The organism is Paenibacillus sp. J31P190 (genome assembly GCF_059692075.1).
In genome coordinates, this window is the sequence record NZ_JCAUAS010000036.1 from 33,836 (window position 1) to 55,795 (window position 21,960).

Sequence of the window (21,960 nt, forward strand, 5' to 3'; positions counted from 1 at the left end):
CCGCAGCCTATTAATTTTAGGATCGCCAGTAAGCTTTTTCACTTAATCGAGTGAAGAATCCTCGTACTTCCTTATAAATAATACTTTGTGAGATAAAGGTATGAACCTCGATCCGTTTCAAGAACGTCAGCAGTCGAAACCCGCTCCAGCTATAAGCAGCAAGCCCAGCCATAAAGTAGCTAAATCCATAATAATCGAAACCCAGAGGCAGAAGTGCGAAAGTTAGTATCACATTGAAGGTGAAATAGATTCCCCCGGTAATGACTGCCCCTTTACGATCTTCGAAATACAGCATGATTAAGATATTAATGAGCATGATGGAATTCATCAGTGCTCCTAGCGCACACATCTTAAAAATGTCAATTACGATTTCTTGTAAGCCAAGCCTTTCTAAGAGCAAATCACTGATTAAAATGATAAATAACGTCAAAATGCCTTGCAGTTTCGTCAGACGATACAATTCACGCCAGAGCACCTCAACCATTCGCTTCTTCGCCTTGGTGATCATCTCCAGCGTTCCGCCATGGGTCACATAGCCGTAGAACGTTTTGTATTTATCATAAAATTGCGTCTCCACGGAAACGATGAACAGAACGAGTGACGGAATGATCGTCAGATTTGCTAGAAAGACTGGGGTATCATAGATAGGGCTATACATAAACGTCCCTTCAATCCGGACTCCCGATGGTCCTAACCAAATGATGATGTTATGCATCCAGACGCCCATGTTATACAAAAATCCGATCCAAAGGAGTGAAGGATATTTATCAACATAATGTAAAAAACCATATGGATTAGACGCTTCTTTAGCCGGAAACGAGCGCAGCAGCACAAATACCAGCATGCTCATGGTAAGTAGAATACCACAGCTAAAACCAATTAAAATGTTGGTTGCCTGCTCATGTTGCTCGAAAGCAATCGGGTACCTCAGCATAACATTAACACCGATAATCGAGACCAGTCCACCCGCCAAAAACGAATATGAAATAATCTTATAATCCTTAGCCGCGGTTAAAAAGACCATGGCCAGCCAAATTTGTCCAATCATAAAAAACAATAAAACGCTCGTCACTTTATAAACCATGGATAATGGGGACGACCAATAAAAAAACACAGCAACAATGAGCGAAATACCGAGTATGATCCTGCTTATACCCACATAGGTCGGTGTGACGACCTCAAGACGATTTTGAAAAAAATGATCGGCCAAATACCTTGTAACACTCAGCTGCCAGCCCCCGGAAAGTATTTGCGAGAAAATGAAACAATACGATACCGTAACAATAAACAATTGACGCTGAGCATCATCTACATGACCGAATTGAACAAGAATAAAGTTTATCAAAGCAATACTGCCGACAGATAGCATCCATGGACCAGCAGCAATGAAAGAAGCGTAGGCATAAGCCCTAACTCTAAGTGTAAGATAGTCATCGCGGAACAACTTCTGTAGGGTAAATCCGATTCCCGCCATTAGGTAACCACCTCATCATATAACTGCCGATAAGCATCAATAAAATGATCAATCTGATAGTAGGTTTCCACACGATTGCGTCCTACTTGTCCCATGTATGTTCGCTCATCCGGGAGTGTATACATTTTCACCATAGCCTCAGACATGGCTTTTGGATTAACAGGAGGAACGACATAGCCGGCTATTCCGACATCGTGCTCATCCTTCCCCTCCAGCAGCTCGCGGCAGCTGCCTACCTCCGTACAGATCCATGGTATGCCTGCGGCCATTCCTTCCAGAACGGCGAGGGGCTGACCTTCACTAATCGAGCTCAGTATGAGCGCATCAATCTTGGGTAAATATTCGTCAATGGCTACCTTTCCCATAAAAGTAACAATCTCCTCCAAATGGAGATTGCGAGTTAAGGCTACGCATTCTTGATAGTAATCAGGATCTTCATCCGTAGGCCCCATAATCCAAAGACGCATGTCAGGGATGTCATGACTGGCAAGCCGAACAGCATAGAGCATCGTCTTAATATCCTTAATGGGTACGAGACGTACTAAGGCGCCGAAGACGATCCCTCCACCGGAGGTACCTGGATGTCTTGGAAGCACTGACAATCTGTGATAATCAATGCCATTGGGGATAATCATTGCTTTCTCAGCCTGAAGTCCGAGCTCAAGCTGAATTTGATGCGTACCTTTATATAGAGAAATGGTTCGGTCAGCCGTGTGATAAGCGCCTTGAGACATATGATAGAAATAGGCGATCCATCTTTTTTTGAAGGGAGGATCTACCCACACTGATTTCAAAATCTCTTCTTCCCTTTCACGTGCGTAAACGCCATGCTCCGTAAGCAGGAATGGCTTCTTATGCTTCAATCGCAGATAGGTGGCGATCAAGCCAGCATATCCGGTTGAAACAGCATGATATACATCGGCTATCGGATAGGATTGCTGCAGCAGATAAATGGCGGGGAGGTACATGGATCTCCACGTCCAGAAATAGCTATTAAACGAATGATTCGGCATTTCTTGCTCATAGGATGCAACCAGGAAATCCCAAAATATTTCACTTTTCATAAAAGAGATCGGGTTTCCCAGCCTTATAGGATCAGCAATGCAGGGAATAGTTTGCTCGGAATTTTTCTGAAAAGCAAACCACTCCAGACAGGATGCAGCCTCTTTCTTGGTTAATCGTGGAGGCTTACCCTCCTCTAGACTCAGGTAATCCATCATGAAAACGTCATGAATGCCTGAAATATTGGGCGGAAGCTTGTACTTATAGCTTGAGGCCTCTTTACGAGATGAAGAAATCGCGATGATTTCAAATTCATGCTCTGGCATGGCCGAGACCAACATCTGAATCCAATTCGCTACCCCGCCTGACACGTAAGGGTAACTTCCTTCCACTATCAATGCGATTTTCATGGCTTCATTTCCTTCAATTGTAGGGTCACAGTAGGTTGATGAGCCTCCAAATGCCACAGTCCATCCGTATGTTCCATACGTGTCAGTACGCCGGCTTCCTTGGAAATCTCTGGTGTTCGGTTATTTGGCACACGGACGGTGTAATGCATGGGGACCAGTTCATCCTTGGTTGTAATCGTTATTACGTCTTGACTGTAATGAACGTCAACCTTCCCGGCCGAGTAGATACTTAGCTTCTTCACCGCGTCCCTAACCGTTAAAGGTTGAAGATACGCATAGCTTTTATTGAGTGATGCCATCCATGCTTCGAATTGCTCACTCAAGAACTTCCAGCCTTTTCCCGAGGAACGTTTGATATCGAGTGCATCGTCCGGATGTACAAAGTGATTCACCAAACCAAAATTAGCAATAACATCATTGACGTAAAACCTCGTGCTGTCGTCCAGCCAGTAACCGGATGAAATACGGGGGAAATTCGTGAATTGCGGAAATTCACTGTCCACCCCAAATTCCTGCTCCAGAAAGCCCTCTTCTTCCCCCGCATAATAAAGGGAAGCAATGATATCAATGGAGGGCACTGCTTCAGCGATCGCTGCCTTCCCCGTCTTGTTCAGCACATTGGACGGAGGCACATATGTCTTCAACTCATGCCCGGGAAACAAGGTGTTCGCGAGCTCTACCATACGCTGAAGACTTTCGACCATGGATGCTTTATCAGACCAAGGAACATAGCCGAGATTACTGTTAATTGGCTCCTCTGGAGTGACCAGAGATTGATGATTATAGCCATGCAGACCAATCTCTCCACCTAGACCCAGCAGCTTACTGCCAAAATACGGCATGATCTTCGGATAGTTCCCGAGAAGTGTTGGGAGAGGCGAACTCGTCTGATTCTGATAATTCCCAATCATGAGGCCCGTATACTTCCACCCATAGAGCTTAGCGAAACGTGCCATATCCGCCCACCAAATCCGCTCATAAAATGCAGGTGTGCTAAGTCCGTACTCCTGACGAATCAGCGGATTAACAACAAGCGGTACGGGGGACGGGAAATCGTCAATATTCAGACTTCGTACTGCTACTTGTGAAGTTACCAGGCTGTCTAGAGCCAGACCAATGGATTGTACCATAAGCCCTCGACCTACCTTCTGGATACTGCTGGTTGAGTTCCAGAACACGACGCTTCCCTGCCCATAGTTATTTTTCCAGAGCATAGGCGTTCCTTCGGCCGATAAATAAATATTAACCTGCGGCTTAAGCTTAATATCCAACATACTATTTGAAAATAGCGCATTGCTTGCCGGAAGATTAGGATAGCCGGGAAATACAGTTTGGTTGACTTCTATGCCATGTATCGTTCTTTCAATGAATCCGTTATTACTTTCTATCCCCAGCATGTCATTCCATTCTGGAGCATAGAAACGCGTATAGGCAAGAAGCCGACCGCCTTCAATCAAATAGGACTGAATAACGGTCTGATCCAGTTCGCTTATATCTTCGCCAGTGAGTAGAATGACAGTCCACGGGCTTGGTTTAATTGTCCTCAGTTCGTCGGCCGTTATGGAATCCGCCTGCAATTTGGCAAGCCCCAGTGCTGTCTGTAGGTTGACTTTGACCTTATTGCCTTCTGAATCTTTTGGATTTGTATACATATACAGACTGAGTTTATCACCTGCTACGGATGATTGGGCCGAGCTCTTCACTGGAAACTGCGCCTCTTGGTATATATTTCTTGCTGAAGATAAAGGAAACAAGTCGACGGTGCGTACGGTTTGCAGCCCGACACCGAGCAGCAGCACACTAACGATAACGCATGTAAAGATGATCAGCTTGCGGGACACCTTGTTCCTTCAGCTCCTTCCAAAATTGGATCGCAGGCAGATGCTCGTCTGGAACCTCAATGCTGCTGTCCAACCATTGCTGTGCAAATAGACTAAGATCGTTAAGTTTTCCTTCTGCATACATTTTTTCTGCTTGAGTTAAATAAATCATATAACGATAATCTCCTACATGGGAAAGCTGCCCAGCGAGGCGGATGGCCGTCTGGTAATCCTTTTCCATTCGTGCCAGATTGCATAGCTCTGCGATAAACCGGGGTTCATCAGGAAATTGAATAAGTCCTCGTCCTATCCATTGTTTGAACGTCTGTCTAACTTCCATAGCGAGTTCTTCGGTCAATAAGTGGCTCCCCAAGTATAGTCGGTAGGTTTCTAATAATTCTTTCCATGACTCCCAGCTTTTTTCGTCCTGCTGCAGAAGTAAGGTCCATTTCTTGATATTTCGTATATATTGCTCATTTAAATAGTTCAAACTAGTTGCTGCATAATGAACCACTTCGGGATCCTCATTGCGCAGGGCTTCGTTAAACAACTGCACTTTATTATTGCCTTCATATTGGAGGAGAGAAAATAAAGCCTCCTTCTTGCCCACAGGTTCGCCTGACATCAGGATTTCCCGGAATGGCAAACGGTTCGATTCCGCTTCCACATTTATATTATAGCTTTCCATCGAATGCGGAGAATAATAGACGTAGTTCTCATATTCTTCGTAAAAGTCGTGCCGAAAGCGAAAAAGCAACAATCCTATAAAAACAAATGATCCTATCAGAAATCCAACGCCAGGAAAGAAAAGGATGATGGTTTGCACCCACCCGGCACTTAGTCGATCTTCGACTCTGAAGGAGATCATATGGAACAGCCTATTATACATGAGCACAAGGACGAGATGAAGCAGCAAGCTTGTCCAATGAAATGAAAGCCCAAAGATCTGCAGTCCATCTAACACTGCAAATAGTAGACTGACTGCCACGGCAATCCATGCGTGAGGAGAAACATCAAAATGCCGGACATTCCGAGAGACTCTCATTCCAAAGCCCCCCTATTGAAACGATCCCTTATCCTGTCTTCAATACGTGATGCCAGCTCTGGTGACGTGGCAGGAAGCAAAAACAACAGCTCTCCGCGGAATGAATCGTAGGCCATCGCATCTTCTTCACGCAGCATCTGCTGTGTCAAACCATTGATTTCTATCAGCGCATCTGTCTCTTCCATGTCGCTAAACTCGATTGGAATCTGCAGCAATAGGAATTTTTGAGCAAAATCGGTTGCGCGTATCGTTTCTTCATTCAATTTGGCGTAGAAATAATCCGGCTTCATTACGCGGGTATTGGGGAAATAACGCTGCTCATTCAACTTCTGTTCCTTCTGGAACGCTTTCACGCAGCTTTCACCCATCCAAGTGAGAATAAGTCGGAACAGATCCATCGTATGCTTGTTCAAGGCAACAAAATCAAGCCCGTTCAAACCTATAATGCCTATAATTTGCTTGTTCTCATCCAAAAGAGGTCCTGCGAGCATAGGAATATCTGCCGACTCTCCCTCCTGTCGTATTTGAACCGTTTTCTCCTTACATACTTGGGTATACAAAGATGGTTGATCTAGGAATACGGTGGACGGATAATGTGTTTCTGCACCATAATAGACTTTCAACCTCAGTACATCACCGCCTGGACTCATTCGATAGATGACGATGGAACCCGCTTGAATTAAATCTTTGCATAAGCGCACAGCATCCGTGAAAATAATTTCCGAGTCTTCGGAATCTAATGCCTTGGCAATCTTATAGAGGGTATACATGCTTTCTTGAGCACCGACTACCTTCGTTTCCAAAGCTTTCTTAACAAGGAGAAGATCATGATAGCTGGTATCCATTTTCGCTAGCTGCTGTTTATTGTCCTCAAATTCATCCGCCAGAATGGCATATCGAAAACGTAAATCGGAGGAAACGTGGCCTACAAATAAAGCGATCCCCCAATAACACACAAACCATTTTGCCTGACCCCATTGATCAAATAACCCATATAAATCACCGTTAATCTGGAGGTACGTTAGAATATGCAGCAAGCTGGCTCCTACCGCCGAGGCTGCACCTATACGTGTTCCATAGCGGAGCGAAAAGTAAAGAACAACAAATATAAATGGATTGGGTGACCAATTCAACCAATCCATGTTGTACACCATATGGATAATAAATAAAACGGCCAGTAATATAGCCAGTTCACACCAGGCTAACCAGCTTCGGTTTTGTCGAAAAATCAATCACGTTTCCTCCAAACTTTAACTATCCAAAGGTCTGATAATAATGGGGTTGTTTTTCTTCTTATAAAACTGTTTCAATTGCTCATAGATTTCATCTATTTGAAAAGGCTTAATAATATACTCATCGGCTCCAGCCATCATAGACTTCGATAATTCGCCGATGGAATGCTTGGCACTCATCAGAAAAATAGGTGTTTTTGCAAAGGATTTGTCTGATCGAAGCTCTCGGCATAGTTCAAATCCCGTTAAATTCGGCATCAGAACATCCGACAGCACAGCGTCTGGTTTCAATTCCTTTATCGCTTTTAACGCAGCAACAGGGTCATTGAAGGCAGATACTTGAAGACCTCTCACTTCGAATAAATCCTGCAAAATGTGCAGTAGGACAATATCGTCGTCCACGATAGCTAGGTGATTCATGCTGTCAACTCCTTACATTTATCTAGCTGCATAAGTCATAAATTTACGTATGTTAAAGGATAAGTTTGAATGTTGTTAGGTTATATTTTATCATATAATGAAGCTAATCCAAATTTCAGGGAGGTCCGTGAAAAGCGATGAAGACATCTCGTTTAACAACTGCCATTATCGTCTCCATGGTCTTTTTCTCTTTCCCATTTAAGAAGCAAGTCCAAGCTTCTAAACCTTTTCAAAACGTGAAAAACTACTCCCTCTACTATGGTGTACCTACTGAACAAGCGATCATTCACTTAAAGTCCAAAGATCTTATCATTATTGAACCTCAATTGTTCTCAAAAGTGCAGATACAAGACATTCAATCCAATGGCACTATGGTTATAGGTTATATAAGCGTTATGGAAACCCCTGTCTGGAATCAGCTGCGTTTGAAAGAACTAATGTCTTCGGACTATTTATTGAAACAGGGTGAGCGTGTCCATTTCAAGCAATGGGACTCGTATTTGATGGATTTGCGGCAATCACACTATCGTCAGCTGCTGTTGTCAGAAATCAAAACTTCGATCTCAGACAAAGGTTTGGATGGTTTGTTCCTCGATACCGTTGGGGATATCGATGACTGGATTCAAGATCCAGCTACTCAAAACCAAACAAGAGAAGCTTACCGTTCTTTCCTACAAGAAGTCAGCGACCAATACCCTGAGCTTTCCATGATTCAGAATCGCGGCTTTGATACACTCGACTATGCGCTGCCTTATATTGATGGTTTGCTATGGGAGGACTGGAGGGCGAATTGGAAAGAGGATGCCTGGATGAAAACAAGAGTGGACAGACTGCGAAAGGAACAAAAAAAGGGCTTAACCATATTTTCCATCCATCTAAATAAAGAGGGCTCCCCTGGTAGAGAAGCCCGTAAACTAAAATTTTTACATATAGACGCACCTAATGGTTATACGGAAATAGTCAACTAGATATAACTAATTTTGCTCTTTGTAATAGTCAAAGGTCTCCTGCAAGCCACTTCGTAATGTATATACCGGACTCCAATCCAAACCGGCAAGCGCAGCGCGATTATCCAATCGGCTGTGAACGATATCCCCAGCTCGAGAGGGTGCGTAGGAAGGATTGAAGCTCATCCCGCTGATGTCGCACATTTCCTTAAGAAGAGCGTTAACACTCGTCTGCTCGTTCCAACTGACATTGTATATCCCTCGGCTGCCCTTACTCAGTGCAGCCATATTTGCGCGAACGATATCTTTCACATAAATAAAATCTCTTGTTTGCTCCCCATCACCAAAAATCAATGGTTGTTTGCCCGCTAGAAGTTTATCTACGAAAATGGAGACTACGCCTCCCTCACCTTTTGGATCCTGTCTAATCCCATATACATTCGCATATCGCAAAATCGTATAATCCAGCTCGTAAAGAGAAGAGAAGCTCTCTATATAGTGTTCCGGTGTATGTTTAGAAATACCATAGAAGGATAGCGGCTTTATCGGATGCTTCTCATCAACGCCCAAATAGTGCGGGGTTCCATACACAGCTGCAGATGAAGCGTAAATCAGCTTACGGACGCCGTGCTCCCTGCATTGTTCCAAAACGGCAAGGGTACCGAGAATGTTTATTTTAGCGTCTAGTAAAGGATTACTGAGCGAAGTTTGAACATCGATTTGTGCAGCATGATGAATCACGACTTCTGGGCGTGCAGCGGTGAAAGCCTCTGCTAATTCATTATCTAACAAATCTCCATGGTGGAAAACAGCAAGGGGATTCAAATTTTCCTTACGACCTGTTGATAAGTTATCAAAAATATGTACGTGATGCCCCGAATTGATCAATTGATCTACAATATGTGAAGCGATAAATCCGGCTCCCCCGGTTACTAAAATATTCATAAGCGCACGCCCCCATCATGATAGCGTAAATGAGCTACAAAGCAGATCACTCCACTTGAGTTTTATTATATTATAGATCTCCTCCGTGTAGTTAGAATGAAAAAATAACAAATAAAAAGAGCCATTATTTCGAACTAGATGAACTAGCTCCAGATAATGTCTCTATTTTTGTTTGGCTGAGATTTAATTCTTCACGACTCTATCATATAAAAAATCGGCAATATGGACGGCCTCCATGCGGTCTTTTTGCCCGTGCTTTTCAATACCCAGCTTCATTTGCAGCAAGCAACCTGGGTTGCTTGTAACCAGATATTGAGCGGCAGTAGCGTTCACATTTTCCATCTTATGTTCAAGAATTTGGTTCGCCATTACGGGCTGCGTGACATTATAAATGCCGGCCGAACCACAGCAGGAGCCTGCATCTTTCATTTCGATATAGGCAACGTTGCCTACCTCTTTCAGAAGCTGTCTGGAAGGATTGCTGCCTTTCATGACATTGCGCAGATGACAAGAGTCCTGATACGTAACGCGGGTGGAGGCTCCACCGTCAACTGTCTCTGCGAACTGGAGTGGACGTCCTTGCTCAACAAGAATCGTACTGATGTCCTTCACTCGCGCAGCGAACCAAGTCGAGGCTTCTTTCCATTCCGGCTCCTCATGAAGCAAATGATCATACTCTACTAGAATGGCGCCGCAGCCCCCCGCGTTGGACACGATATAATCTACACCAGCTTCTTGGAAAGCGCGAATGTTATTCTTGGCCAAAGCTTTCGCCTGATCACTCTCACCGCTGTGGGCATGAAGGGCCCCGCAGCAATTCTGCGTCTCTGGAATGACTACGTCAAATCCCGCTTCAGAAAGTAGCTTTACCGTTTTGATATTCGTTTCGGTAAACAAAACATCCATTAAACAGCCGCGGAACATGCCGACCGTAGCAATCTTTTCCCCTTTTGCCGGAATGTAGGTACCCAATTGCTCCACGATCCCTTTGCTGGAAGCGTCAGGGAGTATTGTTTCCATATCAGATAAGTGCTTGGAAAACATCTTTACAGCGCCTGTTTTCCTAACGACAGTTTGCAACCCTGACTTTTTATAAAAATGAAGGCCCGATCCCAACAAACTCATTCTTTTTTGATGAGGGAATAGCTCCTTGAACACCAGCTTACGTACACCGCTTACCCACCATCTGTGCTGCTTCGTATGCGTCTCAATCGCATCACGGGCCTGCTCAATTAACTGTCCATATTTCACATCTGCCGGACAGGCTGGTTCACAGGCGCGGCATCCCAGGCAATGGTTCATTTGATCTTCGAAGCTGATACCTGGTTCCATAATACCATCCACGGCCGCTTTCATAAGCGAAATTCGTCCACGTGGGGACTCGGCTTCCACACCGGTTTCCTTGAATGTCGGACAAGCAGGCAGACAAAAACCGCAGCGCATACAATTGGTTAATTGCTCGTAGTCCAGCTTCTGTACCAGTGTTTCTTGAAGTGTTGCTGCTGCGATCTTAGCCACGATCAATCACCACCCTGCGTCGGGACTCTTTGGCAAACATTTTACCGGGATTTAACAGATGGTGAGGATCGAAAACTTCCTTAATCCCTTTCATCATAGCGATTCCGGCGCTCCCCACTTTCCATTCCAAGAAAGGGGCTTTGACTAAACCAACGCCATGCTCGCCAGTAATCGTCCCCCCCATCCCGATAGCGGCTTCAAATATTTCTTCAAAGGCTAGTTCGACACGATGTATTTCTTCGTGATCCCTGGCATCTGTCGTCGCGGTTGGATGGAGGTTGCCATCTCCTGCATGTCCAAAGGTACAAATTTGCACGCGGTGCTTTTCGGCTATGCGATTAATCTCTAGGACCATATCAGCAATCTTAGAGCGTGGAACGGTCGCATCCTCTAATATCGTTGTGGGGCGTAGACGAGCGAGTGCGGTAAAGGCGCTTCTCCTAGCCGTTAACAGCTTCAAGGCTTCCTCTTGATTGCTCGCAATGCTAACTTCATCCGCCAGCTCCTCGCGGCAAATTTCCGAGATCCGTTCGATGTCCCGCTCAACGGTTTCCATATCTCCATCCTGCTCGATTAACAAAATAGCTGCCATATCGAGCGGAAGTCCCAATTTGGCGAAATCGTCTACAACACGAATCGTTGGATTATCCATGAATTCTAAGGTAGCCGGAATGATGCGATTCTCAATGATTTTGGATACCGTACGAGCTGCTCCATATAAATCTTTGTACATGGCGAGCATCGTTTTCTTATATTTGGGAGGCGGTATTAGCTTAAGCGTGGCTTCAGTAATAACTGCTAATGTACCCTCCGAGCCAATAAGCAGCTTCGTTAAATCATAGCCGGCCACGTCCTTCATCAGCTTCCCGCCAGTACGCATAATTTCGCCTGAGGCTAGGACACATTCTAATCCGATCACATAATCTTTGGTCGTGCCGTATTTTAAGCCGCGAAGACCTCCGGAGCATTCTGCTATATTTCCGCCTATCGTCGAGATCGACATACTGCTTGGATCTGGTGGATAAAATAAGCCCAGATTTTCAATATGTTCAATGAATTGCTTCGTAATGATACCCGGCTGAACGGTTGCCGTTAAATTTTGCAAATCAATGTCAAGTATCGCATTCATGCGATGCATAACCATCACGATGCCTCCTTGAACGGGGACCGTACCGCCGCAAAGATTCGTGCCTGAACCTCTGCTGACCAATGGTATGCGATGCTCATTTAACACCTTCATAATTGCAGATACTTGCGCCGTATCTTTGGGATAGATCACACCTTCAGGCAGCGCTTGGAGCATTGGTGTTCCATCGTAGGAATGCGTAACAAGAGATTCCATATCATCTTTGAAAAATGCTTCGCCTACAATATCCTGCAGTTTTTGTCTTACGCGGCTTTCCAGCATAAATACCTCCCATGGACTACTCACTCATTTCAAATTGATCATGTGATCAGATGACTTTTTTTCTATTTTAACTTATGATTGAATAGATGTATAGATACTTCATGGGGGAATTATATGACATTTCAGCAGATTCGACCGCAAAAGGGCTCGGAAATCGTCCTTCAGCAAATTAAATTGCAAATCGAGACGGGTACTTATGCACCAGGTTCGAAACTTCCAACTGTTGTTGAACTTGCAGCTAGCTTTCAGGTTGGCCGTTCTACGATTAGAGAAGCGCTTAGCGGATTAAAAGCAATGGGGTGGGTAGATATTCGACATGGCGGAGGCACCTTCGTTACGAACCCTTTGCCAATAGATAGCAGCAGCCTCTTCGATCACGGCCAAACGCTGCAGGAAGTGCAGGAGGTACGAAGATTCATAGAGGCAGGTTGTGCTTCGTTAGCTGCAAGTCGCCGTACGGAAGAAAATTTGACGGCACTCAGGCAGATTCTAAGCACGATGGAAGCCTCGCTAGAAAACGAAGAAGAAAGCGAGCAAGCCGACATTCGCTTGCACCTAGAAATCGCCAAAGCCTCCCACAATTCCCTCATGATCGGGATGATGGAGTCCTTGACGGAGCGGTTGCAGCAAAGTATGAAGGCTTCTCGCCGTCTATGGTTTTTTGCTGAACGTGCTTCCGCTGAGAAGCTCCTTCAGGAACATCGCGATATCGTTGATGCCATCGAGATGAAAGATGAGCAGCTTGCAGCGGAAAAGATGTCACAGCATATTCATAAAGTGGACCAAGTAATTCAAAAGCTTGCCAAAATCTCAACGGATGCGCTTTGAGGAACTTCACTGCTTATTCTTCTATAACTGGTATCCGCTCGATTCGGGGATCGGTGAAGATGTCATACTCATCCCGGCTAGTACTGGAAAATTCAGAAACAACCGCGCCTTGATCCCCTGCTTGAAACCAGTGTTTAGTGCCAGGTTCGATCGTATATTGTTCACCTGGATGCAATTCAATCTCGTGATACACGGTGTAGTAAGCCTCACTCCCAGCAGGTATTATTCCTTTAAGGCTGGAAGCCGGTTCTCCTTCTACATAGAGCAAGACGCTCCCTGATCGGCAGCGAAAAGTCTCCATTTTACCAGGATCACTGCCGATTGGCGGATGTAAATGCTCCGGGCATGTTTGACCTGGGAACAGAACCAATTCCTTGGCACAATAACGTTCTGTGTTCACATAGGTAATTAATTCAAGCCCTTGAACTTCTAGTTGATTGAGCCCAAAGTCAGCCACTTCAATGTTCCTGATTTCGTTGTCTGTCAGCACAATACCGCAGAGCTTCAGTACTTCTGCTGTGCGCTCTTGAGCCCTCGTGATCTCACTTCTTCTCATCTCTTCTCACCCTCCCAAAAGTACCATCGGAAATGCATATCATAACATAACTCAAAAGAATCTAAGGCAGGGCTAACTTGCCCATGATTGTGGGCCGCTCTGCTCCAGTAGCAGATGGCAGATTATTAGGTACGCCATGAATCCAATCGTTGCCTAGCAAAGCAAAGAGGACAGCTTCTTTGGCATCACCCGATAAGCCGAGTTCATCCGATGTAAGAATGGATTGCTCCGGAAGCAGCTCTCGGAGCATTCTGAGCAGCGTCTGATTATGCGCCCCGCCGCCGCTAACAATTACTTCCGCAATATTATACTCCGGGAAAACGAAGTCGTTGTAAGCACGGGCGATGGAATGCGCGGTAAATGATGTCGCTGTCGCAACGATGTCTTCAGGCGGTAATCCTCGCTCAAGAGCAGTTGCCAAGTAAGAAGAGGCATAAGCTTTACCAAAGAGCTCACGCCCGGTAGTTTTGGGTGGAGGAAGTTTGAAGTAAGGATGTGCCAGCATGCTATTAAGCAGCTCGACATCAACAAAGCCGATAGAGGCCCACGCACCGTTCGCATCATAAGTCAACCGGCCTTGCGAAAGCTCAAAGACAACTTGGTCCATAATCATATTGCCTGGTCCCGTATCAAAAGCGATAAGATCATGAGCATCGGTCGATGTTGAAGCCGGAATCGCGGTGCAATTGCCAATCCCGCCGATATTTTGGAGAATACGCCCCTTTTCCTCGTGGCGGAACATAATAAAGTCCCCGTATGGGGCTAGCGGTGCACCTTGACCTCCAACCGCCATATCCGCTGTACGGAAATCGCCAACAACAGGTCTTCCCGTCCGCTTAGCTAGGACGGATAAATCGCCGATTTGCAGGGTTGATTTCGGCTGATATGGATTCGTTTCATCCGCTACAGGTATGTGCCATACCGTCTGACCATGAGAACTGATGAGATCAATTTGCTCCATGGGGATATTAGCCGCTGACGCCGCATGTAACACGGCATCGGCAAAGCGTTCCGCTATCGCGAAGTTCATCCCGCATAGCAAAGACACATCGGAATGTTCGATGGAACATAATTCTTTGAGCTTTTCTCGTAATTCATCTTCATAGGCAAAGCTCTCAAAATGGAGCACCTCAACCTTTGCATCAAAGCCGCAGCCGTCAATTCGAACAAGCGCGACATCAATGCCGTCGAGGGAAGTACCTGACATGATTCCAGCAACCGTCAGTGACGTTTGATTCAATAAGGATCGCAGCATCATAGACCACCCTCCCATTTCCATCCTGCTGGAAAGTCTAGACCAAGCGAGACCGGCAGCCGGCCTTGCGGAGTAAGCTGACCTAACAAGCACTTGGCCGCACTTTGCAGGGCAAGTGGCCGGCTTTCGTAGGCCGCAATGAAGGTTGAAATCTCCGGCAGCTCCAGCAAATCGTACGGCACTCGCAGTGCGACGACCACAAGCGGCTTGCCGAGCGCCTGCAGGGCACGCACCAGCTCGACCTGCGCGGGATGGAATCGGGCGTTGTACGTCCCGATGACGATCTGCTCCGCCTGCTGCGCTTCGGCGAGCAGCCCAGCGCTGCTCGCTGCCACCTCCGGCAGCGGCAGCACGCGATCGAGCACGTCTAGGCCGTGCTCGGTCAGCGCAGCCCCCAAGCTCGCGGGGCCCGCGTAGGTTTCGTCGACACCCGACGAAACGGCTGCGGCCACAGTGACCGCGAGCGTCTTCACCCGCTTCAGCGGGAGCAGCTTCTGCTCGTCTTTGACGAGCGTGATGCTCGCCTCGCTGAGGCGCTGCGCGACCGCGCGGTGCGCCGCGGTCCCGACCTCATCCGCGGCTGCCGCACTTGGCCGCGCTTCAAACAAGCCGCGCCGCTCCTTGAGCGCGAGCAAACGGGCGACCGAAGCGTCAATACGTGCTTCGGTAATCCGCCCTTCGCGCACCGCGCGCTCCAGCGCGGTGATGGCCGCGAGCTGGCGGTCACGGCTGTGGCTGATCAGCACGAGATCAGCCCCTGCCTCGACCGCCATGACAGCCGCCGGCGCGGTGCCGTAGTGCTCGGAGATTGCATTCATTTCCATGCAATCGGTCATGATAACTCCTTCAAAGCCGAGCTCCTCACGTAGCAGTCCAGTAAGTACCGACTTCGAAAGAGTGACTGGCAGCTTAGCCGATTCTAAAGCGGGGAAATAAATATGCGCTGACATAATTGCATCCACACCGTTCTTGATCGATTCAACGAAAGGTACCAATTCAACCGCGCGAATGCGCGCTTCAGCATGCTCGATCGTTGGTAAATCCAGATGCGAATCCACGTTCGTATCACCATGACCCGGGAAATGCTTGGCCGTTGCAACGACCCCAGCATCCTGGTAACCTTGCATCGACCGACGTCCGAATTCAGCGACAAGCTCGGGAGACTCCCCGAATGATCGAACGCCGATAACGGGGTTATCCGGATTATTATTCACATCCAAAACAGGCGCGAAGTTCATATTAACGCCCAGTGTTCGCAATTCCTGCCCTGAAATAAAGGAAGACTCATAGGCAGATTTTGAACCGTCAATTGCTTCAAGAGCTCCCGCAGCTAGTGCCATCTGCCCTGGCATTAGCGCCACGCCTTCCGTCAAGCGAGCCACCATGCCGCCCTCTTGATCAATGGATATCCATAGCGGCAGATTCTGAGATCGTCTTGCAACTTGTTGGAGCTGCTCGGACAGCCGAGCAACTTGCTGTGTATCCTGTACATTACGAGCGAAGTAAATGACCCCGCCTATGTGGTTTTGTTCAATAAAATTCTCCAGATCTTCGGTCATATCGGTGCCTTCAAATCCACAGAGGATCATCTGACCGATTTTTTGCCGAAGCGTCCATTCACTGAGGTCTGTATGGCTCCTGCTCATGCTGCTTTTACTCATTTCTTTTTCTAACTCCCCTCGTAAAGCCAAAATGATCTCCGCAGCTCCAAGCTGTCATGTAAGTGTTTACAAAGTGAACCGAATATCTATTATTATAGGAATAACAAAATAATATTTCAATATAAAATATGAAATATGAAATTTAATTTTACACTCTTATGCAAAGCTTATCCACAGACTGCGAAAATCATAAAATTTCCTATACAAAGAAAAAGAGGCAAACGAATGTATCCACATCCGCTGCCTCCTTTTACTAACCCATATAGTTATCTATCGCTGCCAAAACCTCTTGTAATTTGCGATTAACTTCTGTCAGCTTAGATTCCAGCTGTTCATAGTCACTTTGTGTTTCACGAGTTGTTTCTTGAATCGCATCCTGCAAGTCATATGCTGAACTGGAAAGATCTATCGCCCCAATATTGGAAGCAATCCCTTTCAACGTATGGACAAGCAAATTAGCTTTCTTGATGTCGTCTGCTTGAAGCGCCTCCCGAATTTCAACAGCTGTTTCAGCATGATTTTGTACAAATAGCTGCAAAATCCGATGATATAATTCCGTTTTATTTCCCAAACGCTCCAGCGCTTCTTTTACTTGTAAAACAGGCAAGGTTTCATACGTTTCTACGGTGGCAGCGGCCTGTGACATGCCTTGCAATTTCGAGCTTTGAATCACACGCTGCAGCACACTGAACAGTTCAATGGGTTCAAAGGGTTTTGTTATATAAGCCTTCATTCCTGCTTCAAGCACTTGCTCCTTAACACCCTTCACCGCATCAGCCGTCATCGCAATAATAGGAGGAACTTTGTAGCCCGTCTCGATGATTTGACGCGTAGCCTCATATCCGTCCATCACAGGCATTTGCAAGTCCATTAATATGGCGTCATATCGTTTATTTTCGACCATGTTTATTGCTACAGCACCATTCTCCGCCACATCGACAAACATCCCCTTCTCACTTAGAAACTCTTTGGCTACCATTTGATTGATCTCATTATCTTCTACTAGCAAAATGTTGGCGTTGCGAAGCTCAGTGAATTTCTCTGTTTGATCCTGGTCCTTCATGATGCTCTTTTCCAAAGAATGAGAGGTCTGAGGCTCAAATAAACCCACAATTTCGTTATACAGCTGTGACTGGCTAATCGGAAAGTACATAACTTTCTTAACAACAGACGTATGAGCAAGCTCTTGCAATTGGGATTCGTGATAAGCACTGATAATCACAAGAACTTGAGACGGCGTTGAATAGTTCGTTTTGATATTATCCACAAGTTGAACGGCATCCGCATGTTCCAACTGCCAATCAATAAGTACCAAGTCAAACCGACAATCACTATGAATATTGGTAATCTCATTGTCCAACGACCCGATGACACAGACAATGAATTGCAGCTGTTCAAGTTGGCTTTTCAAAATCAATTGCATCTCGAGGCTATCGCACACCAGTAATACGCGAAGGAACTTCAAATGAAAGTCTTTCTCTACTTCAAAAAATACATCCGTGCTGTGATCAAAACGTGAGGTAAAGGTAAAACATGACCCGCTCTCCGGCTCGCTTTCTAAGTCGATTGACCCTCCCATAAGCTCGATCAGCTTTTGGCTAATGACCAGCCCAAGGCCCGTGCCCCCGTATCTGCGGGTCATCGACATGTCTGCTTGCGTGAATCCTCGGAAAAGTTGATTTTGCTGCTCCTTAGTCATACCAATCCCTGTATCGCTAACGTTAAAACGAAGCACAATCCCTTGGTCGTTTTTCGATTGCAATTGGACGGAAATCGCTACTTCCCCGTATTCCGTGAACTTAATCGCATTATTGCACAGGTTTAGCAGTACCTGATTTAATCGGAACGGGTCTCCCTTGAGCATCTGAGGAACCGCGTGATGAACAGAGAAGTGGAGCTTAAGCCCTTTTTCAAACACTTTAAAGCTCATCATCGTCGAAATATTGTTAAGCACCTCATACAAATCGAAATCGATTTGTTCCAAGACGATCTTCTTCGCCTCTATCTTCGAGAAATCGAGGATATCGCTAATGATGGAGAGCAGGCTCTTGGCGGATAGCACCGTTTTGTCCAAGTAATCCTTTTGCTGGTCCGTCAACTCTGTTTGCTGCAGTAAGTAATTAAAGCCAAGAATCGCATTCATGGGTGTACGGATTTCGTGGCTCATATTTGCTATAAATTCGCTTTTGGCGCGATTTGCGGCATCAGCCGCTTCTTTTGCCTCTATCAGTAATTTATTATTGCCCTCAAGCTCCGTAGTGCGATTATCAATGCGTTCCTCTAAGCTTTCATTCACTTGCAATAACTCTTGAATCAGACTTACATTTGCTTTTTCTAAATCAAGTGCTTCTAGATTTCGTTCCTTGAGCTTAGACGACATTTCATTAAATGCATTGGTGAGCTCGCCAATAACATCTTTGCGGTAGTTATCTATAACAATTCCGAAATTCCCATTCCGGATATCAATCACTTTTTCATTCAATATTTTAATAGGTGTAATGATCCATTTCGTTAATAAGAGACTTAGCGCGATCAAAATAACTAGCACAATCAGAGCCTCTATACCAAATTTGAGAAGCAAAGTATGAATGTCTTCTGTCAAATCGTGCTCAGGTATCGCAATGACTAAGTACCAATCAAAATTCCCATTAAACGAATATCTACTAACATCTAAAAAATAATTCTCACCCTGAATTTGAAACTTACCCGAACGAATCTGAAGTTCATTATTAGCTTTCTCTTTGATCAACCCATTACTTTCTTTAATCACTTTATTTTCTGATGTGCCAGCTCTGACTCTCTCGTAGTTATCCCCTTTTTTCGTAAATAAGGTATTTCCAGTTGAAGTTGCAATTAATTCTCCTGTAGGCTCCATGAGGAAAGCCAGACCATTTTTACTAATATTAATATTTCGCATATGCCTAGCTACCTTATCTAGAGAAATATCCGTACCAAAGACCCCAATAACTTTGCCATCAACCGATATTAATGGTTTGGACGTTGTAATTCCAAGACCAGTTTCAAATACACCCCCATACACTTTTGACCAATACGTAGTTCCCGTCCATTTCGCTTGCTCATACCATGATTGTTTTCGAGCGTCAAAGCTCGGAACAACCTTAAGCTCCTTCATAAAATCACCAAATTGATTTACTCGATTAACAATAACTTTGTTGGAAGGTTCACCCGTCGATGAAGCAATTTCCAAAACACCATTATTTACCCCAGATGATACAAATTTGCCTGATTCATTCGCATAGTAAGCATAGTCAATAAAGTCATTATTGCGAACTTCTTCTAGAAAAACCTTCCCCAACTTATCGACATCTTCTGAGTTCAGAGAACCATTTCCCTCTAATGTGACATTCAAACTATTCACATACTCCGCCGGTTTAAAATAGCTGTCCAACTGATTAAATATATCGGATTGTAAATGATGGATGACGCGTAAATTGGTTTTGTCAGTGACTTTAGATGTAAATCCATTGACTTGAAGATAATAAATAGCTCCCAATATAAGGGGTATACATATAAATGGAAAAATGATTTGTTTATGTAGACTTAAACGACTATATGTACGCGCAAAGCTCTTTATCATCGGTAATGCCTCCAAATGAAAAAACGTCTGTGTATTCATTTATTCGACATGATTTGACGTTATCCTTGATTGCCATGTAAATCTGTGGTAAAAAAAGATCGACCATCCTCCTGCTTTTTGGGGCTGGGGGAGAGCGATATTTGAATGTCATACTTCTAAACCTTCAAGAGGAGGGTGGTTTCTCCGGAAACAACAACCCATATCTTCAGATCGCAGAGGATGCCGCGGCGTTCTTGCGGATGAATGATCAAGAACAAGTTAAGTATAAAGAGTTAGCAGAAGCGCTATATTTTCACATCAATTATATTGCCTTATGTATGAAAAAAACGTTTGGCTGCACACCACTCAATATGTCACAAGCTATCGTTTGGAACAGGCGAAGCTTTTGCTCATTCACACGGATGAGGCCATCAGTAAGATTGCTGAAGAAACGGGCTTTGGTTCTTTTCCCTACTTCATCCGCTGTTTTACCAAACATACGGGCACTAGGCCAAAATTATTCAGAATGCAGTACCGTACCAAGTAATGTATGCAAAAAAAAGTGGTTGAACAGGAAAGTTTCCTGTTCAACCACTTTACTTTATACTACGATACCGGCAAGAGGACTCGAACCTCCACCCTTTCGGACTCGATTTTGAGTCGAGCGCGTCTGCCATTCCGCCATGCCGGCTTATGTGGCGCGCCTTGATGTGTTAAGGCGCGCATGCAATTAAGATAATGCCGAAGACCGGACTTGAACCGGTACGGTAGTCACCTACCGCAGGATTTTAAGTCCTGTGCGTCTGCCGATTCCGCCACTCCGGCTTAATGGAAAGCTCCGAACTGGAATCACTAAGCTACCATCCAGTTCGTCACTTTGGGATGCGCGTAGAGGGACTTGAACCCCCACGGTCGCCCGCTAGATCCTAAGTCTAGTGCGTCTGCCAATTCCGCCATACGCGCATGCTGTAAAAAAAGGCAAAGTGAGTCATGTAGGATTCGAACCTACGACACCCTGATTAAAAGTCAGGTGCTCTACCAACTGAGCTAATGACTCTTGAAAAGAATGGGCGGACGACGGGACTTGAACCCGCGAATGCTGGATCCACAAACCAGTGCGTTAACCCCTTCGCCACGACCGCCATATGAATAAGTCTTACTGGGCCCCAACAAAGTAATCGGCGTTATTACAACGCTTCACTTTTGGGGTACTGTGGTGCCGTCGAGAGGACTTGAACCCCCAACCTACTGATTACAAGTCAGTTGCTCTACCAGTTGAGCTACAACGGCTTATTAAGTTATGGGGTCCCCGAAAAGTAATCGGAAACTACACCTTAGACTCTACTTCACTTTTTGGGGTGAAGTGGTGGCTCGGGACGGAATCGAACCGCCGACACGAGGATTTTCAGTCCTCTGCTCTACCGACTGAGCTACCGAGCCTTACTTGATATTGAAAAAGATGGCGGAGCTGACGGGATTCGAACCCGCGGTCTCCTGCGTGACAGGCAGGCATGTTAGGCCACTACACCACAGCTCCAAAATGTACATGATATGGTGAACGCTGACGGGATCGAACCGCCGACCCCTACCCTGTCAAGGTAGTGCTCTCCCAGCTGAGCTAAGCGTTCATGTTAATGACCCGTAGGGGACTCGAACCCCTGTTACCTCCGTGAAAGGGAGGTGTCTTAACCACTTGACCAACGGGCCTTATTTCCGCGCAAAAGAGGCGGCAAAAAAAATACCCAACTAGTGGGTACTGCTTGGCAACGTTCTACTCTCCCAGAACCCTGCGGTTCAAGTACCATCGACGCTGGAGGGCTTAACGGTCGTGTTCGAGATGGGAACGCGTGGGTCCCCTCCGC

At 45.7% G+C, this 21,960-nt stretch carries 16 protein-coding genes, 10 tRNA genes and 1 rRNA gene; 3 read left to right on the plus strand and 24 right to left on the minus strand.

Annotated features, from left to right (window positions below; genetic code table 11):
• Positions 1-16 precede the first annotated feature (16 nt).
• Genes pelG through AC58U0_RS34180 form a run of 6 tightly spaced genes read right to left on the minus strand, consistent with a single transcriptional unit; the run spans position 17 to position 7,403 of the window.
• Positions 17-1,474, minus strand: a complete 1,458-nt coding sequence (gene pelG / locus AC58U0_RS34155; protein ID WP_497383168.1) for an exopolysaccharide Pel transporter PelG — start codon at positions 1,472-1,474, stop codon at positions 17-19.
• Positions 1,474-2,886 carry a GT4 family glycosyltransferase PelF gene (gene pelF, locus AC58U0_RS34160; RefSeq protein WP_497383169.1) on the minus strand — a complete coding sequence of 471 codons (1,413 nt, stop codon included), beginning with the start codon at positions 2,884-2,886 and terminating at the stop codon, positions 1,474-1,476. Before pelF ends, pelG begins: the two co-directional genes overlap by 1 nt.
• Positions 2,883-4,727 (minus strand): DUF2194 domain-containing protein, encoded by a 1,845-nt coding sequence (locus AC58U0_RS34165; RefSeq protein WP_497383170.1) that lies wholly within the window; start codon positions 4,725-4,727, stop codon positions 2,883-2,885. Before AC58U0_RS34165 ends, pelF begins: the two co-directional genes overlap by 4 nt.
• Complete coding sequence (locus AC58U0_RS34170; RefSeq protein WP_497383171.1) at positions 4,687-5,751, minus strand: tetratricopeptide repeat protein; 1,065 nt, start codon at positions 5,749-5,751, stop codon at positions 4,687-4,689. The genes AC58U0_RS34165 and AC58U0_RS34170 overlap by 41 nt, the downstream gene beginning before the upstream one ends.
• A complete protein-coding gene (locus tag AC58U0_RS34175) occupies positions 5,748-6,983 on the minus strand; it encodes a hypothetical protein (RefSeq protein ID WP_497383172.1) in 1,236 nt (411 codons plus the stop codon). The genes AC58U0_RS34170 and AC58U0_RS34175 overlap by 4 nt, the downstream gene beginning before the upstream one ends.
• 18 nt (positions 6,984-7,001) lie before the next feature.
• On the minus strand, positions 7,002-7,403 hold the full coding sequence (locus AC58U0_RS34180; RefSeq protein ID WP_497383173.1) for a response regulator: 402 nt from the start codon (positions 7,401-7,403) through the stop codon (positions 7,002-7,004).
• A gap of 137 nt (positions 7,404-7,540) precedes the next feature.
• Here AC58U0_RS34180 and AC58U0_RS34185 point away from each other — a divergent pair, with 137 nt between their 5' ends.
• Positions 7,541-8,371 carry a glycoside hydrolase family 191 protein gene (locus AC58U0_RS34185; protein WP_497383174.1) on the plus strand — a complete coding sequence of 277 codons (831 nt, stop codon included), beginning with the start codon at positions 7,541-7,543 and terminating at the stop codon, positions 8,369-8,371.
• A 6-nt stretch (positions 8,372-8,377) separates the two neighbouring features.
• Here the strand turns inward: AC58U0_RS34185 and AC58U0_RS34190 are convergent, their stop codons facing one another.
• The 3 genes from AC58U0_RS34190 to AC58U0_RS34200 form a co-directional block, all read right to left on the minus strand.
• Complete coding sequence (locus AC58U0_RS34190; RefSeq protein ID WP_497383175.1) at positions 8,378-9,295, minus strand: NAD-dependent epimerase/dehydratase family protein; 918 nt, start codon at positions 9,293-9,295, stop codon at positions 8,378-8,380.
• A 183-nt stretch (positions 9,296-9,478) separates the two neighbouring features.
• Positions 9,479-10,804: a (Fe-S)-binding protein gene (locus AC58U0_RS34195; RefSeq protein ID WP_497383183.1), complete on the minus strand. Its 1,326-nt coding sequence runs from the start codon at positions 10,802-10,804 to the stop codon at positions 9,479-9,481.
• A gap of 1 nt (position 10,805) precedes the next feature.
• On the minus strand, positions 10,806-12,221 hold the full coding sequence (locus AC58U0_RS34200) for an FAD-linked oxidase C-terminal domain-containing protein (protein WP_057304577.1): 1,416 nt from the start codon (positions 12,219-12,221) through the stop codon (positions 10,806-10,808).
• A 114-nt stretch (positions 12,222-12,335) separates the two neighbouring features.
• On the opposite strand from AC58U0_RS34200, the gene AC58U0_RS34205 reads away from it, so the two are divergent.
• Positions 12,336-13,049, plus strand: coding sequence for a FadR/GntR family transcriptional regulator (locus AC58U0_RS34205; RefSeq protein ID WP_497383176.1), 714 nt, complete (start codon positions 12,336-12,338; stop codon positions 13,047-13,049).
• Between the two features lie 13 nt (positions 13,050-13,062).
• On the opposite strand, the gene AC58U0_RS34210 is transcribed toward AC58U0_RS34205, so the two are convergent.
• The 4 genes from AC58U0_RS34210 to AC58U0_RS34225 all read right to left on the minus strand — a co-directional run bounded on the left by AC58U0_RS34210 (position 13,063) and on the right by AC58U0_RS34225 (position 20,119).
• Positions 13,063-13,605 carry a D-lyxose/D-mannose family sugar isomerase gene (locus AC58U0_RS34210; RefSeq protein ID WP_497383177.1) on the minus strand — a complete coding sequence of 181 codons (543 nt, stop codon included), beginning with the start codon at positions 13,603-13,605 and terminating at the stop codon, positions 13,063-13,065.
• A 61-nt stretch (positions 13,606-13,666) separates the two neighbouring features.
• On the minus strand, positions 13,667-14,860 hold the full coding sequence (locus tag AC58U0_RS34215; protein WP_497383184.1) for an anhydro-N-acetylmuramic acid kinase: 1,194 nt from the start codon (positions 14,858-14,860) through the stop codon (positions 13,667-13,669).
• Positions 14,860-16,521, minus strand: coding sequence for a beta-N-acetylhexosaminidase (nagZ, locus tag AC58U0_RS34220; RefSeq protein ID WP_497383179.1), 1,662 nt, complete (start codon positions 16,519-16,521; stop codon positions 14,860-14,862). The genes AC58U0_RS34215 and nagZ overlap by 1 nt, the downstream gene beginning before the upstream one ends.
• 253 nt (positions 16,522-16,774) lie before the next feature.
• Positions 16,775-20,119, minus strand: coding sequence for a response regulator (locus AC58U0_RS34225; RefSeq protein ID WP_497383180.1), 3,345 nt, complete (start codon positions 20,117-20,119; stop codon positions 16,775-16,777).
• A 313-nt stretch (positions 20,120-20,432) separates the two neighbouring features.
• Here AC58U0_RS34225 and AC58U0_RS34230 point away from each other — a divergent pair, with 313 nt between their 5' ends.
• The gene (locus tag AC58U0_RS34230; protein ID WP_497383181.1) at positions 20,433-20,645 is read left to right on the plus strand and encodes a helix-turn-helix domain-containing protein; all 213 of its coding nucleotides are present in this window, start codon (positions 20,433-20,435) and stop codon (positions 20,643-20,645) included.
• Positions 20,646-20,710: 65 nt separating this feature from the next.
• On the opposite strand, the gene AC58U0_RS34235 is transcribed toward AC58U0_RS34230, so the two are convergent.
• The 11 genes from AC58U0_RS34235 to rrf all read right to left on the minus strand — a co-directional run.
• Positions 20,711-20,789: transfer RNA gene (locus AC58U0_RS34235), tRNA-Leu, on the minus strand.
• Between the two features lie 48 nt (positions 20,790-20,837).
• Positions 20,838-20,923: transfer RNA gene (locus tag AC58U0_RS34240), tRNA-Leu, on the minus strand.
• Positions 20,924-20,981: 58 nt separating this feature from the next.
• Positions 20,982-21,061 (minus strand) — tRNA-Leu (locus AC58U0_RS34245).
• Between the two features lie 21 nt (positions 21,062-21,082).
• Positions 21,083-21,155 (minus strand) — tRNA-Lys (locus AC58U0_RS34250).
• A gap of 12 nt (positions 21,156-21,167) precedes the next feature.
• Positions 21,168-21,240, minus strand: a tRNA-His gene (locus AC58U0_RS34255).
• A 72-nt stretch (positions 21,241-21,312) separates the two neighbouring features.
• Positions 21,313-21,388, minus strand: a tRNA-Thr gene (locus tag AC58U0_RS34260).
• A 74-nt stretch (positions 21,389-21,462) separates the two neighbouring features.
• Positions 21,463-21,538 (minus strand) — tRNA-Phe (locus AC58U0_RS34265).
• Between the two features lie 20 nt (positions 21,539-21,558).
• A tRNA-Asp gene (locus AC58U0_RS34270) sits at positions 21,559-21,635 on the minus strand.
• 15 nt (positions 21,636-21,650) lie between these two features.
• Positions 21,651-21,726: transfer RNA gene (locus AC58U0_RS34275), tRNA-Val, on the minus strand.
• A gap of 7 nt (positions 21,727-21,733) precedes the next feature.
• Positions 21,734-21,805 (minus strand) — tRNA-Glu (locus tag AC58U0_RS34280).
• Between the two features lie 51 nt (positions 21,806-21,856).
• Positions 21,857-21,960 (minus strand): 5S ribosomal RNA (gene rrf, locus AC58U0_RS34285); the annotation flags it as partial.